This is a genomic window from Stenotrophomonas sp. STK16_22 (genome assembly GCF_051984505.1).
Classification (GTDB): domain Bacteria; phylum Pseudomonadota; class Gammaproteobacteria; order Xanthomonadales; family Xanthomonadaceae; genus Stenotrophomonas; species Stenotrophomonas maltophilia_A.
The window spans coordinates 733,296-748,217 of record NZ_CP196972.1; the positions used below are offsets into that span (position 1 = coordinate 733,296).

Sequence of the window (14,922 nt, forward strand, 5' to 3'; positions counted from 1 at the left end):
CAAGGGGGAGGCCGGGCGTCGTGTCCATCCAACCCGGTTCCTTCAATGATCAACAGCCTGCTTACCCGCGTATTTGGCAGTCGTAACGAACGACAGCTGCGCCAGCTCAACCGCATCGTCGCCAAGATCAATGCGCTGGAGCCGGAGATCGAGAAGCTTTCCGACGAGCAGCTTCAGGCCAAGACGCCGGAGTTCAAGCAGCGCATCGCCGACGGTGAAGCCTTGGACAAGGTGCTGCCGGAAGCGTTCGCGGTCTGCCGCGAAGCCGGTCGCCGCGTGCTGGGCATGCGCCACTACGACGTGCAGCTGATCGGCGGCATGGTGCTTCACCTGGGCAAGATCGCAGAAATGCGCACCGGTGAAGGCAAGACCCTGGTGGCGACCCTGCCGGTGTACCTCAACGCGCTGGAAGGCAAGGGCGTGCACGTGGTCACCGTGAACGACTACCTGGCCCGCCGCGACGCCGCGCAGATGGGCAAGCTGTACAACTGGCTGGGCCTGAGCGTGGGCGTGGTGTACCCGGGCATGCCGCACAGCGACAAGCGCGAAGCCTACGCCTCGGACATCACCTACGGCACCAACAACGAATTCGGCTTCGACTACCTGCGCGACAACATGGCGCTGTCCAAGGCCGACCGCTACCAGCGCGGCCTGCACTACGCCATCGTCGACGAAGTCGACTCCATCCTGATCGACGAAGCGCGTACCCCGCTGATCATCTCCGGCCCGGCCGACGATTCCCCGGAGCTGTACATCCGCGTCAACCGCGTCGTGCCGAACCTGGTCAAGCAGGAAGCGGAAGACGGCGAAGGCGACTTCTGGGTCGATGAGAAGGGCAAGCAGGTGCACCTGTCCGAAGCGGGCATGGAGCACGCCGAGCAGCTGCTGGTCGAGGCCGGCATCCTCGACGGCGAGACCGAAGGCCTGTACGCGCCGCAGAACCTGACCGTGGTCCACCACCTGAACGCCGCGCTGCGCGCGCACGCGATCTACCAGCGTGACGTGGATTACATCGTGCGCGATGGCGAAGTGGTCATCGTCGATGAGTTCACCGGCCGCACCCTGTCCGGCCGCCGCTGGTCCGATGGCCTGCACCAGGCGGTGGAAGCGAAGGAAGGCGTGCCGGTCCAGCGCGAGAACCAGACGCTGGCGAGCATCACCTTCCAGAACCTGTTCCGCATGTACAAGAAGCTGTCCGGCATGACCGGTACGGCTGATACCGAAGCCTTCGAGTTCCAGAGCATCTACGGCCTCGAAGTGGTGGTGATCCCGACCAACCGCCCGACCATCCGCAAGGACAGCCCGGACCAGGTATTCCTGAACCGCAAGGGCAAGTTCAATGCGGTGCTGGCCGACATCGAAGAGTGCGCCAAGCGCGGCCAGCCGGTGCTGGTGGGTACCACCTCGATCGAAACCTCGGAAATGCTGTCCGAGCACCTGCGCAAGGCGGGCGTGAAGCACGAAGTGCTCAACGCCAAGCAGCATGACCGCGAAGCGACCATCGTCGCCAATGCCGGCCGTCCGGCGGCCGTGACCATCGCCACCAACATGGCCGGCCGCGGTACCGACATCGTGCTGGGCGGTTCGCTGGAAGCGGAGATCCACGAGCTGGGCGAAGGCGCGACCGACGAACAGAAGGCCGCGGTCAAGGCCGATTGGCAGAAGCGCCACGAGGCCGTCAAGGCTGCCGGCGGCCTGCACATCGTCGGTACCGAGCGCCATGAATCGCGCCGTATCGACAACCAGCTGCGCGGCCGTTCGGGCCGCCAGGGTGACCCGGGTTCGTCCCGCTTCTACCTGTCGCTGGAAGACAACCTGATGCGCATCTTCGCCTCCGACTGGGTGCAGAAGGCCATGCGCATGATGGGCATGAAGGAAGACGACGTCATCGAGGACCGCCTGGTCAGCCGCCAGATCGAGAAGGCGCAGCGCAAGGTCGAGGCCCACAACTTCGACATCCGCAAGAACCTGCTGGACTTCGATGACGTCAACAACGACCAGCGCAAGGTGATCTACGCCCAGCGCGACGAGCTGCTGGACGCCGAGTCGGTGAAGGACAACGTCGACGGCATCCGCGACGACGTGATCTTCGACGTGGTGGCCCGCTTCGTGCCGCCGAACTCGATCGACGAGCAGTGGGACCTGCGTGGCCTGGAAGCAACCCTGGAGTCGGACTTCGGCCTGCAGATGTCGCTGACCGATCTGGTCAAGTCGCACGAAGAGCTGGACGCCGAAGCCATCGCCGCCAAGGTGCAGGAGCGCGTCAACCAGCACTTCGCCGAGAAGGAAGCCGGTGTCGGTGAGGAAACCATGCGTGCGCTGGAGAAGCACGTGATGCTGACCGTGCTGGACCAGAGCTGGAAGGAGCACCTGGCGCGCATGGACTACCTGCGCCAGGGCATCTACCTGCGTGGTTACGCGCAGAAGCAGCCGAAGCAGGAGTACAAGAAGGAAGCCTTCGAGCTGTTCTCGGACATGCTGGAGAACGTCAAGCGCGAAGTGGTGACCCTGCTGTCGCGCGTGCGCATCCGCAGCGACGAGGAAGTGCAGGCGCTGGAAGCAGCCGAACGCCAGCAGGCCGAAGCGCGCCTGAGCCAGTCGCAGTTCCAGCACCAGGACGTGGGCGGCTACAGTGCCGACGAGGAAGCCGCGCAGGTGCAGGCTGCCCAGCAGGGCATTGCACAGGCGCAGCGCGATGAGCCGAAGATCGGCCGCAACGATCCATGCCCGTGCGGCAGTGGCAAGAAGTACAAGCACTGCCACGGCCAGCTGAGCTGACCCCGAAGAGCCCCGCGAAAGCGGGGCTCTTTTTTCATGGCGGCTGTTTCGTGGGGCTGATCCGGCCCGATCCGAGATTGCGCGGGCCGCCCTGTTCTGGGCATGCTTCCCCCATGGCTCCCCCCACCCGATCGATCCACGTCGTGGCCGCCGTCATCACCGACGCCCGTGGCCGCGTGCTGCTCAACCGTCGTACCGAGAACCGCGACATGGCCGGCCTGTGGGAGTTCCCCGGCGGCAAGCGCGAATCCGGCGAGACCTCCGAGCAGGCGTTGGTTCGCGAGCTGCGCGAGGAACTGGGCATCGAAGCCGATGTCGGCGAATGGCTGATGGATGTGCCGCAGCGCTACCCGGACAAGCACCTGACCCTGGAAGTGCGCCACGTGCGCAGCTGGAAGGGGACGCCACGTGGCCGCGAGGGCCAGGCCATTACCTGGGTGGCGCCGGATAAACTTGGTCGCTATTCGATGCCACCGGCCGATCTGCCGGTGGTGGCCGCGCTGCGCCAACCCGACAGCTACCTGATCACCCCGGCGCCGGCCGATGACGCCGACGGCGTGCAGCACTGGCATGAGCAGCTGCAGCGTGTGGTGGCGGCGGGCCAGCAGCGCATCCAGCTGCGGTTGCCGACGGCACATCCGGAGCGCCAGGCGATGGTCGAACAGGCCGTGCGCGCACATCGTCGCAGCGGGGTGCAGTGGCTGCTCAACCGCGATATCGAACGCGCGCGCGTACTGGGCGTTGGGGTGCACCTGGGCAGCGAGCAGCTGCTGGAGCTGTCGCAGCGTCCGCTGCCCGAAGGCCAGCTGGTGGCCGCGTCCTGCCATGACCTGCAGCAGCTGCAGGCCGCACAGCGGTTGGGCTGCGACTTCGCCGTGCTGGGCCCGGTGCAGGCCACGGCCAGCCATCCCGATGCCGTGCCGCTGGGCTGGAACGCGTTCGCCGAGCTGCGCGCGCAGGTGTCACTGCCGATCTATGCGCTGGGCGGCATGGGCCGCGGTCACATCGCCGAAGCGCGTCGCCATGGTGGGCAGGGCATCGCCGCCATCCGCGCGCTGTGGCCGGAGTGAGCCGGCATGCGGGGTCAGATCCCTGCGCAGCAGGGCTCTGACCCCGCCCGATCACAACGTGATCCAGAAACACCCGTACTGGCGCCGCAACCCCAGCACCGTCGACGCGCGCGACGCGCTGCCGGGCAACGTCTGCTCCAGGCGCAGGCCGATGGGTTGCCGCGCCACAGAGGCCACAGGGTCGGATCCCAACACGGCAGGGCTCTGATCCTCATCCTGCGATTGCTGCAGCGCCTGTGACGGATACACCGGCACCACGTCCACCAGGGGCCGCCGCGCCAAGGATTCCAGCTGGCCGAGGATGCGCTGCGCGCCCGCATCGGAAACCGCGCCCCACAGATACAGTGAGGACAGCCGATTCACATCGTTGCTGACGATGCCGATGCGCAGCGCGTCCACCAGTTCACTCAGCCGCCGCGGGCAGCGTGCCCCCAAGGTGTCGCGCTGCAGGGTATTGCCGGCGGGCGCAGGCGGTGGCAACCGCGACCGCGCGCCCAGGCTGTCGCAGGGCCGGTCGGTGTAGACGCTTTGGCCCTGGGCATCGGTGCAGCGGTTCAGGCGCGTGGACTGTGCGTGGGCGACGCTCGACAGCACGCACAGCGGCAGCAGCAACAGCAACAGCAGGAAGGAAAGCCGGATCATCCTCGCAGGGTAGCGCCGATCACGCTTGCGCGCCGTGCTTTCAGCCCTGCAGCAGCTTCAGCACCGAAGTGGTCGGCTTGGCCAGGTTCAAGGTGTAGAAGTGCAGGCCGGGTGCGCCGCCTTCGATCAGGCGCTGGCACAGCTTGGCCACCACTTCAGTGCCGAATGCACGCACCGACTCTGCATCATCGCCATAAGCCTGCATCTTGCGGCTGATCCAGCGCGGGATCTCCGCACCGCACTGTTCGGAGAAGCGGCGCAGCTGGCTGAAGTTGGCGATCGGCATGATGCCGGGCGTGATCGGTACCTGCACGCCCAGCCGCCGCACTTCGTCGACGAAATGGAAGTAGGCATCAGGGTTGAAGAAGTACTGGGTGATCGCCGCATCGGCACCGGCGTCGATCTTGGCCTTGAAATGCTTCAGGTCGGCCAGTGCGTCGGAAGCCTGCGGGTGCGTTTCGGGGTACGCGCCCACTTCGATATGGAACGCATCGCCGTGCTCGGCGCGGATGAAGTCGATCAGTTCGGCGGCATAGCGCATGTCACCGGGGAAACCCATGCCCGACGGCAGATCGCCGCGCAGCGCGACCAGGCGGCGGCAGCCGATGGCGCGATACAGCTTGAGCAGCTCGCGGATTTCCTGACGGGTGCCGCCGACGCAGGACAGATGCGGTGCGGCATCGAAGCCATGGTGCTGGTTGAGATGGCGCACGGTCTCGGAGGTATAGCTCAGGGTCGAGCCACCGGCGCCGAAGGTACACGACACGTACTCGGGACCGTAGTCCTTCAGCCTGGCCGCGGCGCGGTCCAGCTGGCTGCGCTGTTCGTCGGTCTTGGGCGGATAGAACTCGAAGCTGATGGCGGTCATGGCACGGGCGGCAGCGGCGGGTGCGGATTAGTATATCGCTTCATCAAGATGGATGTTGTCAATTTATGCGGACGTACATCGTCAGCCGCCTGCGACCGTTCGCCCCGGCGATCGGCCGCTGCTCCGAAATCGCCCTCCGGGTGCCGTGGCCGGCGGCACGCTGAGCCCATTCCGGGACCACCCACCTGACGAAGGAGCAGACGATGAAGATCTTCCTGGCACTCTGGTATGCAATGAAGGCCCTGGCCCGGCTGGCGATGATCGGCATGGCGATGGCCGTGCTCGGCTCCGGCTCGGCGCACGCCGCCAGCGCCCCGGCGGCGGGCAAGGTGCAGGTCGAGGTGGTCGGCAAGGGCCGTCCGCTGCTGATGATCCCCGGCCTGAACAGCAGCGCCGAGGTCTGGCGCGAGACCTGCCTGGCGCTGAAGGACGTGCAGTGCCATCTGGTGCAGCTGCCGGGCTTTGCCGGCGCTGCGCCAGCCGACCCGCGCCCGGCCGAATTCCTGCCGGCCATGCGCGGGCAGCTGCTTGCCTACCTGCATGACCAACAGCTGGGCCCGGTGGTGGTGATCGGCCACAGTCTTGGCGGCCTGCTGGGGCTGCAGGTGGCGCAGGCCGAGCCGAAGGCAGTCAGTGCGCTGGCGGTGGTCGACGCATTGCCGTTCCTGCCGGCGGCGCGTGACCCGAACGCCACCGCAGACAGCGTGCGGCCAATGGCTGACCAGCTGCGCAAGGGCATGCTCGCCGCCGATGCCGCGCAGTGGCAGGCGCAGCTGAAGGCCGGCCTGCCGGGCATGACCCGCGATCCGCAGCGGCAGGCCGAGCTGGGGCGCTGGGGCGAAGCCAGCGACCGCCAGACCACCGCTGACGCCATGCATGCGGTGATGACCACCGACCTGCGTGACAGCATCGCCTCGATCACCGCACCGACGCTGGTGCTGGGCAGCTGGGCCGGCTACCAGCCGATGGGCGGCACCGAGGACAGCACGCGCGCGGTGTTCCAGGCGCAGTACGCGAAACTGCGGGGCGTGCAGATCGCGATGAGCGCGCAGGGTTTCCACTTCCTGATGTGGGATGATCCGCGCTGGCTGCGCGGTCAGGTGCAGGCCTTCCTCGACCACCACCACTGAGTTTCAACACGCCTGGAAATGGACATGCCGGATTCCTCCTCGACGGTACGCTTCTGGCTGCTCAATGCGCTGGTGTGGGCGCTCTATGGCGTTGCCGGAATCGGCCTGCGCCAGACCTATTTCAGCGATGCCGGAAGCGCGGGCGTGTTGATCACGCTGGGCCTGGCGTTGGCCCTGTTCGGGTGCAGCGGTGCCATCCGTGCGCTGGCGCTGCGCGCCGACTGGTGGGCGCGCGGTACGGCCGGGCTGTTGCTGCGGCTGGCGCTGTCGGTGGCATTGGGCGCGGCAGTGGCGCAGCTGCTGGTGAACATCGCGCTGCACTCGGCGCTGGCCTGGAACTGGGTGAGCCTGGGGCGGCAGACGGCCGACTTCAGCCCCAAGGCGCTGCTGCTCTACTGGTACACCACTGCGGTGATGCTGGCCCTGTGGGCAGCGCTTTGGGCAAGCCTGCACAGCCTGCGCCGGATACGCGGGGCGGAACTGGCCCGCCTGCGCGCCGAAGCCGAGCGCAGTGCGCTGGAACGCGATGCGCTGCGTGCGCGGCTCAACCCGCACTTCATGTTCAATGCGCTGAACAACCTGCGTGCGCTGATCCTGGAAGATCCTGAGCGTGCGCGCGACATGGTCACCCGCCTGTCGCGCACGCTGCGCCAGGCGCTGGCGCACAACCGCAGCGAGCAGGTCACGCTGGCCGAGGAACTGGCGGTGGTCGACGACTATCTGGCCATCGAGGCCATCCACTTCGAGCAGCGCCTGCAGGTGCGGCAGCAGATCGATGCCGATGCCATGCAGGCGCAGCTGCCTGCGATGGCTTTGCAGCTGCTGGTGGAGAACGCGATCAAGCACGGCATCGCCAGCCGCCCCGGCGGCGGCGAGGTGCAGATCCGTGCCACGCTGGACAATGACGTGCTGCGCCTGCAGGTGGACAATCCGCTGGGCAGCGCCAACGAGCCCACCCCTGGGCATGGCGTCGGCCTGGCCTACCTGCGTGCGCAGCTCGGTACGCAAGGTCGTTTCACCCTGCAGCCGGTCGGCGACCGCATGCAGGCCCTGCTGGAGATTCCGCAATGAGTGGCGTGCTGCGCGTATTGATCGTTGATGATGCGCGGCTGGCGCGGCAGGAGCTGCGCACGCTGTTGTCGGCGCTGCCGTGGGTGCAGTGCGTGGGCGAAGCCGACGATGTGCCTGCCGCACGCGAGGCGATCGCCACACTGGCGCCGGACCTGGTGCTGCTGGATGTGCAGATGCCGTCCGGCAGTGGCTTCGATGTGCTGGACGGGCTGGAGGCGGTGCCGGCGGTGGTGTTCGTTACCGCCTATGACACCTACGCGGTGCGCGCGTTCCAGGCCAACGCGCTGGACTATCTGGTGAAGCCGGTCGAGGCACCGCGCTTGCTGGAAGCGTTGCAGCGGGCGCGCCAGCGCGAGGTGGTGGCGGGCGAAACGCCGGAGCCGCGCAGCACGCTGGGCGCTCAGGACCAGGTGTTCGTGCGCGAGGGCGAACGCTGCTGGTTCGTCGCGGTCTCGGAGATCCGCCGGCTGGTGGTGGATGGCAACTACACGCGGCTGTGGTTCCGCGACCAGAACGCGTTGCTGACCCGCAGCCTGAGTGCGCTGGAGGCACGCCTGCCGCCGGATCTGTTCTTCCGTGCCAACCGCAACACGCTGGTCAACCTGCGCCGTATCCGAGGCGTGACGCCCAGCATCGCTGATGGTTATGACCTGGCACTGGACGACGGCAGCGAGGTGGAGGTGTCGCGCCGGCAGGCGCGTGAACTGCGCGAGCGGATGGCGTTGTAGTTGCCGCTACAGCTCGGCACTGACCGGGCTGGTGATGAAGCCCCACAGCAGGCGCGCCATCACCGCCGGTGAACGTGCCTGCGCGCGGGTGTAGGCGAGCAGTGCATCCAGCCGCGAGCGGTCGTAGAGGTGCCCGGCCAGCAGCACCGCGTGCACACGACGGGTGTTGGCGGTGTCCTGCAGCGGGTTGCCGTCGAGCAATACCAGGTCGGCGGCTTTGCCGACCTCGACACTGCCATGCGATGCCTGCAGCTCCAGATGACGCGCCGCGTGCAGCGTTGCCGCGCGCAGCACGTCGGCCTGGCTCAGGCCTGCCTGGCGCAGCCACTGCAGTTCCTCGTGATAGCGGAAGCCACCCAGCCCGGTATCGGTGCCGACCAGCACGGTGACGCCGGCACGATGCGCGGCACCGGTGAGGGCCAGTCCATGCTCGAAGTACGCCTTCAACGCGTCTTCGCCGCGCAGGCCAGGATAGCGTTCGGTGGTGGCCGTCAGATCATCGCGCCATGCCCAGCGCGAAAGTGGATCGAGATAGGCCAGACGTGGATCGTTGATGAAGGCGGGGTCGCGCGCACGCGCATCCTCTTCGCGGGTGACATGGGTGGGTACGAACGCGGCACCGCTGGCCTGCATCACACCGAACGCCTCGTTGCAGAGCGCGGGCTGGTAGCCGCCGACCATGCGTTCGGCCAGCGCGGTTGGATCCTCACTGTCGAGCGTGCCACCGCGCCACGCCGCCGCGTTGTCGAAGCAGTGGCGTACGAACAGATGGGCATGCTCGAAGCTGCGCTGGCCCGCCCGCACCGCGGCGTCCAGAGGCACGGCCTTGGGCAGGTGGCCGATCAACGGACGGCGCAGCTGCTGCGCCTCGGTGGCCAGCCGCTGGTAGGTGTCCGCACGCAGCTGGTTGTAGACCTTCAACGCGTCGACACCGCGCGCGCTGTACGTGCGTGCACGCTCGGCGGCGGCCTCCGGCGCGAGTGATGGATCCTCGAAGTAGAAACTGGCGATCTGCACGAAGCGCGGTGCAACCTGCTGCCCGGCAATGGCCTGTGCGGTCCAGCGGCGCTTGTCGGCCACGCAGGCGATCAGCGGATCGGTGGCCTGCGGGCAGTCCATCATGTCGCGGGTGCCGGTGATGCCGTTGGCCAGCATCAGCGGGAACTGCAGCTGCGGCGACAACTGCAGTGCATGGGTGTGCATGTCCCAGAAACCGGGCAGCAGCCAGCGGCCACCGGCATCGAGCACCGGCAACGCGGTGTCCCGTGGAGCTTCGCCAATGGAAGTGATCGTGCCGTTGCGCACTGTCACTGTGGTGGGTTCGCTGACCTGGCCGCGCGCGACGTCCACCACCCGCGCGTTGACGATCATGCGGCTGTTGCCCGGCTCGGGCAACGGCGGTGCCGACAGCGGCCAGAGCAGGGCGGCGGTGAACAGCAATGGCGGCGCCAGCAGGAGGACGGCCAGGGCGATCGGCCATCGCCGACGGCGGGCGGAACGGGGCAAGGCGTGTGCTGCATCCATGAGCCGGCGATCCTTGCATTGGGTCGCCCGCAGAGTGCTGCAAGCCGGACGCGGGCGCCAGTGACCATCGGCATCCGGCCCTGCCTGCCTCCGGGGCGGTTACCCTGTGCGGTGGAACTCCTGACCACGCCCTGCTATGTCCATCGTCCTCACCGATTTCGCCCGTCCCCGCCTGTTCCCGCGCGTGCCGCGCGGCAACACCATCCAGGACTGTACTGCCGAGCAGTTCGAGGCACACCTCAATGCGCACGCGCCGTTGAAGGTGCTCGATGGCTACGCCCCGTTCTGCAAGCTGTTCGTCTACGAGAACTGGACCAGCACGCGTTGCCTGACGGTGCCGGTCACCGACGCCAACCGCCACCAGCTGCGCAGCGGCTATGAGGCGCGCAACCGTGAGGAACTGCCGGTGCTGGTGCGCTGGTTCGAGGGCGTGGAATCACCGCGCGCGAACTACCTGGTGGTAATCCTGTACAGCGCCGGGCAGCTGGCGAAGGAGGGTTCACCGATCGAAGCCGACTGGGGCATCGTCGGTTGCATCTATACCTCCGAGCCCGAGGAAGTGCCGATGGCACCAATCACCATGATGCGCAATGCACTGGGCGTGGAGGAGGGCGGTTCCGGTGTGCCGCTGGATCGCGAGGCTTACCAGCGCTCCGTCGCGTTCTGGGAGAACAACGCCAACTGGCGGCCGTGAGCCCACGCTGCGGCCGGACAGTCGGCATGTGAACAGGGAGGATTGCAGCGGGGCGCTACCATGGCAGTGAATCAACGCAGGGAGCACAGGGATGGATGTTCGCAGTTGGATGCCGTTTGCATGGGTCGCCGCAGGTCTGCTGGCCGCAAGTGAAGGCTCGGCAGCAAAGTACGATGCAGGCGCCGCCTGTGGTGCCCTGTCCGACGTGACGCCGATCCGTGATGCCGGCGTGGGTTCACTGCAGGCGCAGGCAACGTTGGGGCGCTGCACGTTCCATGTGGAAGCGGATGACGCTGCAGCGCTTTCGCGTCAGCAGTCGTTGCTGCAGAGCGTGTCTGCGATCGCCTGTGGTGCGCCAGCCACCACCCGGCCTTCGCAAGGGGCTGCAGGCTTCGACCTGCAGATGCCTGCACGTTGCCCACTCTCTTCCAGCACGCCGTTGATTGCCCGGGAAGGAGGCTGGCACCAGCGGCGACTTTCGTCGGTCCCGACGTATCCTGCGGCCGCCATGCGCGAGGCCCAGCAGGGAGGTGTCGAGCTGATGCTGCTGCTGGATGCGCAGGGCAAGACCCAGGCGATCATCCTGTCCCGATCCAGCGGCTACCCGCTGCTCGATGCGGCGGCGCTCAAGCACGCGCGTGACTGGCGCTACGAGCGTGAAGCGGCAGGCAAGGCACCAAGCATGAGCCTGATACGCGGCACGGTCACGTTCAAGCTCAACTAAGGCGTCTGCAGGGCGGGCTCGGGCTTCCACTCCCACCAGGTGTAGTGGTATTCGCGCTCGGTCGCGCTCCATTGCTGCGCGCAGCAGGTGCACGTCAGCCGGTAGCATTCGCCCCAGCCGTCCTCCGCTTCGCCCCGTGCACGCAGCTGCACGTGACCTTGTTCCAGCAGCGGCTCGGGACTGAAGAACACATAGGATGGGTAGAGCGCGCACAGGCAGCCTTCGCGTGCCTGCCAGTAGCGCAGCCGTTGCAGGGCCGCCTTGAGGTGCGCCTGGTTGCTGATCAGCATGCCGCCAAGGGCGATGCCTTGGCAGCTGCGTTCGATCGTATCCACATGCGCGACCAGCGCGTCCAACGATGAGGCGCTGAACAGCCGAGCGACCGTACGCGCGGCATCGGTGATGCGCGTTGCATCGCGCGACAACAGGTCCTGCAGCAGCACGTCGGCCTGTGCTTCGTCGAGCCGGGGTATCGGTGCTGCAGACCACGGCCAGCGCATCAGCGTGACTTGCCGATGGCGGCGTAGTGGCCGGCCGTCAATCGCAGCAGGTCGGTCGGCGCCAGTTCCACCTCGAGGCCGCGGCGACCGGCGCTGACATGCAGCGCGGGCAATGCCTGCGCGCTGGCGTCCAGGAAGGTGCGCAGGCGCTTCTTCTGCCCGAGTGGGCTGATGCCACCGACCAGGTAACCGGTCGCGCGCTGCGCGGCATCGGCCGCGGCCATTTCGCACTTCTTGCAGCCGGCTGCTTCGGCCAGCGCCTTCAGGTCCAGCTGGCCGGCCACCGGCACGATCGCCACCAGCAGCTCGTGGGTTTCGGTGCTGGCCAGCAGGGTCTTGAACACCTGGGCCGGGTCGAGGCCGAGCTTGTCGACGGCTTCGCCCCCATACGATTCGGCGTGGGCGTCGTGCACGTAGCTGCGCACGGTGTGGGCGATCTTCTCGCGCTTGAGCAGGTTGATGGCCGGGGTCATGGGGGCATCGTAGCGCGGGGCAGGGGTGTTGCCTTGACCGAGGCTACTGCACCATCAGACCTATTCGGTCCTGCGGCCAAAAGGATTTAGCTTCGTCAAATCAGCGAAGTATCTGCTATGACTGCGCTGAAGGTCTGTCATGTCCTTAGCTTCCAGTATGACGACCTCGTGTCCGTCGTCGTGCCCAATTAGGCTGATCTCAATTGCGAGCTTTTCGCGTGATGCAGAAGGTCTGTCCACAAACTCACTTAGCCTGAGGACTGATCTGGAGCGCCGATTGTAGTGAACAAGGTAATACATATTTAGATTCCCTTAAGCAGCTTGCTAGCAAGTAGCTTGCTAACGTGGCTCATGGCGCTTTCATATCTCTTCTTGGCGCTAGATTTATCGTCGCGAAGCTTCTTCCAAGTGTCTTTGGAGACGCCAGAACGCTTCGCTTGCACCACGCTAACGTGCGTCAGTGCATACTGCTCGTTGCGATCCTCGGCCACTCTGAATGCTTCTGAGAGATCAATGAGGTGGCGCTGCAATTCCGGAGGCCCCCCTCCGTATTTGACTTCCTGACCATGGAGATCGGCGACCTTCTCTGAGATGCTTGCCCAGAAATTCTGAATGAGCGTTCTGATTTGAATTTCGACAACGCGGCCATCATGTCGAACAAGTGCGTGTATAGCTCTGTAACCGTTACTTGGGCGTGTAGTGCGATCAATGAATTTAATGTCAGGAAACCACTGTCTGAGAGAGTCGGCAATCTCCCTCTGCTCCATTGTCGTAGTGGCGACGACGCGGCAACCCGCAATATCTTGAATTTGAGCAAGTCTGCTGCTGCTTCGTCTCAATTTTTCAATGATCGAAATTGTTGATTTGAAGCGCCCGGTGACCGAAAGAAGCAGCTTATCTTTCAGGATTCGAACTACGTGGTTGTATGCGGGTACGAATTCTGAACGATATGCTTCTAGCTCGGTGAGCGTATTGGCATCGTCATTACCATTCTTCAGCTGCTCGCCGAGTCGTGTAACACTGCTGTTGCTCAACAATGTTGTGTCCCTCAAACCGACGGGGCGGTAAGGCCCCGTCGGATAGATAAAAACGATCAGTAGCGGTAGTGGTCCGGCTTGAACGGGCCTTCCACCGGCACGCCGATGTAGTCGGCCTGTTCCTGGCTCAGGGTGGTCAGCTTCACGCCGATCTTTTCCAGGTGCAGGCGGGCCACTTCTTCGTCCAGCTTCTTCGGCAGCAGGTAGACCTTCTTCTCGTAGCTGTCCTTGTTCGCCCACAGGTCGATCTGTGCCAGGGTCTGGTTGGCGAAGCTGTTGGACATCACGAAGCTCGGGTGGCCGGTGGCGCAGCCCAGGTTCACCAGGCGGCCTTCGGCCAGCAGGAAGATCGCGTTGCCGTTCGGGAAGATGTACTTGTCCACCTGCGGCTTGATGTTGACGTGCTTGATGCCGGCGAACGACACCAGCGCATCGACCTGGATCTCGTTGTCGAAGTGGCCGATGTTGCAGACGATGGCCTGGTCCTTCATCGCGCTCAGGTGCTCGATGCGGATGATGTCCTTGTTGCCGGTGGTGGTAACGTACAGGTCGGCACGGCCCAGGGTCGATTCGATGGTGTTGACTTCATAGCCTTCCATCGCCGCCTGCAGGGCGCAGATCGGGTCGATCTCGGTGACGATGACGCGCGCGCCGTAGGCACGCAGCGAGGCCGCGCAGCCCTTGCCGACGTCGCCGTAGCCGCAGACCACGGCCACCTTGCCGGCCAGCATCACGTCCATCGCGCGCTTCAGGCCATCGGCCAGCGACTCGCGGCAGCCGTACAGGTTGTCGAACTTGCTCTTGGTGACCGAGTCGTTGACGTTGATCGCCGGGATCAGCAGGGTGCCGGCCTGGGCCAGCTGGTACAGGCGGTGCACGCCGGTGGTGGTCTCTTCGGAGACGCCCTTCCAGTCCTTGACCACGCGGCCCCAGTAACCCGGGCGCTCCTTGGCGACGCGCTTGAGCAGGTTCTTGATGACCTGTTCTTCGTGCGAGGCAGAGGCGGTGTTGACCCAGTCGCTGCCGTTTTCCAGCTCGTAGCCCTTGTGGATCAGCAGGGTCACGTCACCGCCGTCGTCGACCACCAGCTCCGGGCCGGTCAGGGTGCCGTCGGCCAGGGTGAAGGTCAGCGCGTCCAGGGTGCAGTCCCAGTACTCTTCCAGGGTCTCGCCCTTCCAGGCGAACACCGGGGTGCCGGTGGCGGCAATGGCGGCAGCGGCGTGGTCCTGGGTCGAGAAGATGTTGCACGAGGCCCAGCGCACGTCGGCACCGATGTCCTTCAGGGTCTCGATCAGCACCGCGGTCTGGATGGTCATGTGCAGCGAGCCGGTCACGCGCACGCCCTTCAGCGGCAGCTCGGCCTGGTACTTGCGGCGGATCGACATCAGGCCCGGCATTTCGTGCTCGGCGATGTCCAGTTCCTTGCGGCCCCAGTCGGCCAGCGTGATGTCGCGGATCTTGTAATCACCTTCGGTGGAGAAGGTCTTGGCAACAGCGTTCATTCGTGTGCTCCGGTTGTGGGCGAGCGGGTGCTCGCATCTAGCCGGGCGCCGTTGTTACAAAGCCACCTTACCGAGCCTGGCCGGGCCTCATGGGATCCGGTCGCAGCGCCCCTCGGCAGGGGAGAACCCCCATTATATCGCGGCCCCGGCGTGACATCCGGATGACCCAACCATCGGCAGG

14 protein-coding genes and 1 riboswitch are annotated in these 14,922 nt (G+C 65.8%); of the genes, 7 read left to right on the top strand and 7 right to left on the bottom strand.

Annotated features, from left to right (window positions below):
* Nucleotides 1-45 precede the first annotated feature (45 nt).
* Together secA and ACSYAO_RS03260 are read left to right on the top strand one after the other, a co-directional pair.
* Complete coding sequence (gene secA / locus ACSYAO_RS03255; RefSeq protein ID WP_032129708.1) at nt 46-2,778, top strand: preprotein translocase subunit SecA; 2,733 nt, start codon at nt 46-48, stop codon at nt 2,776-2,778.
* A gap of 113 nt (nt 2,779-2,891) precedes the next feature.
* Nucleotides 2,892-3,848 carry a Nudix family hydrolase gene (locus tag ACSYAO_RS03260; protein WP_049461619.1) on the top strand — a complete coding sequence of 319 codons (957 nt, stop codon included), beginning with the start codon at nt 2,892-2,894 and terminating at the stop codon, nt 3,846-3,848.
* 51 nt (nt 3,849-3,899) lie between these two features.
* Here the strand turns inward: ACSYAO_RS03260 and ACSYAO_RS03265 are convergent, their stop codons facing one another.
* The gene (locus tag ACSYAO_RS03265) at nt 3,900-4,490 is read right to left on the bottom strand and encodes a DUF4124 domain-containing protein (RefSeq protein WP_049461618.1); all 591 of its coding nucleotides are present in this window, start codon (nt 4,488-4,490) and stop codon (nt 3,900-3,902) included.
* A 40-nt stretch (nt 4,491-4,530) separates the two neighbouring features.
* Nucleotides 4,531-5,358 (bottom strand): methylenetetrahydrofolate reductase [NAD(P)H], encoded by an 828-nt coding sequence (gene metF / locus ACSYAO_RS03270; RefSeq protein ID WP_049399801.1) that lies wholly within the window; start codon nt 5,356-5,358, stop codon nt 4,531-4,533.
* A 203-nt stretch (nt 5,359-5,561) separates the two neighbouring features.
* Here metF and ACSYAO_RS03275 point away from each other — a divergent pair, with 203 nt between their 5' ends.
* From ACSYAO_RS03275 to ACSYAO_RS03285, 3 genes are read left to right on the top strand one after another with little or no spacing between them, the layout of a single operon-like run.
* The gene (locus ACSYAO_RS03275) at nt 5,562-6,488 is read left to right on the top strand and encodes an alpha/beta fold hydrolase (RefSeq protein WP_049461617.1); all 927 of its coding nucleotides are present in this window, start codon (nt 5,562-5,564) and stop codon (nt 6,486-6,488) included.
* A gap of 24 nt (nt 6,489-6,512) precedes the next feature.
* Nucleotides 6,513-7,559: a sensor histidine kinase gene (locus tag ACSYAO_RS03280; RefSeq protein WP_049461616.1), complete on the top strand. Its 1,047-nt coding sequence runs from the start codon at nt 6,513-6,515 to the stop codon at nt 7,557-7,559.
* Nucleotides 7,556-8,287, top strand: a complete 732-nt coding sequence (locus ACSYAO_RS03285) for a LytR/AlgR family response regulator transcription factor (protein ID WP_049461615.1) — start codon at nt 7,556-7,558, stop codon at nt 8,285-8,287. The genes ACSYAO_RS03280 and ACSYAO_RS03285 overlap by 4 nt, the downstream gene beginning before the upstream one ends.
* A gap of 6 nt (nt 8,288-8,293) precedes the next feature.
* Here ACSYAO_RS03285 and ACSYAO_RS03290 read toward each other — a convergent pair whose 3' ends face one another.
* Nucleotides 8,294-9,811, bottom strand: coding sequence for an amidohydrolase family protein (locus ACSYAO_RS03290; RefSeq protein ID WP_049461614.1), 1,518 nt, complete (start codon nt 9,809-9,811; stop codon nt 8,294-8,296).
* A 136-nt stretch (nt 9,812-9,947) separates the two neighbouring features.
* Between ACSYAO_RS03290 and ACSYAO_RS03295 the strand changes: the two genes are divergently transcribed.
* Nucleotides 9,948-10,505 carry a DUF3228 family protein gene (locus ACSYAO_RS03295; protein ID WP_049461613.1) on the top strand — a complete coding sequence of 186 codons (558 nt, stop codon included), beginning with the start codon at nt 9,948-9,950 and terminating at the stop codon, nt 10,503-10,505.
* 109 nt (nt 10,506-10,614) lie between these two features.
* Nucleotides 10,615-11,229, top strand: a complete 615-nt coding sequence (locus tag ACSYAO_RS03300) for an energy transducer TonB (RefSeq protein WP_049461612.1) — start codon at nt 10,615-10,617, stop codon at nt 11,227-11,229.
* Here the strand turns inward: ACSYAO_RS03300 and ACSYAO_RS03305 are convergent.
* The 4 genes from ACSYAO_RS03305 to ahcY form a co-directional block, all read right to left on the bottom strand.
* Nucleotides 11,226-11,729, bottom strand: a complete 504-nt coding sequence (locus ACSYAO_RS03305; protein ID WP_049461611.1) for a hypothetical protein — start codon at nt 11,727-11,729, stop codon at nt 11,226-11,228. The genes ACSYAO_RS03300 and ACSYAO_RS03305 overlap by 4 nt on opposite strands.
* On the bottom strand, nt 11,729-12,202 hold the full coding sequence (gene ybaK, locus ACSYAO_RS03310) for a Cys-tRNA(Pro) deacylase (protein ID WP_049425053.1): 474 nt from the start codon (nt 12,200-12,202) through the stop codon (nt 11,729-11,731). The genes ACSYAO_RS03305 and ybaK overlap by 1 nt, the downstream gene beginning before the upstream one ends.
* Nucleotides 12,203-12,504: 302 nt before the next feature.
* Nucleotides 12,505-13,236: a GTP pyrophosphokinase gene (locus ACSYAO_RS03315; protein WP_161802495.1), complete on the bottom strand. Its 732-nt coding sequence runs from the start codon at nt 13,234-13,236 to the stop codon at nt 12,505-12,507.
* Nucleotides 13,237-13,295: 59 nt separating this feature from the next.
* Nucleotides 13,296-14,741, bottom strand: coding sequence for an adenosylhomocysteinase (ahcY, locus tag ACSYAO_RS03320; protein ID WP_014036003.1), 1,446 nt, complete (start codon nt 14,739-14,741; stop codon nt 13,296-13,298).
* Nucleotides 14,742-14,777: 36 nt separating this feature from the next.
* Nucleotides 14,778-14,861, bottom strand: a riboswitch (S-adenosyl-L-homocysteine riboswitch).
* Nucleotides 14,862-14,922: the final 61 nt, after the last annotated feature.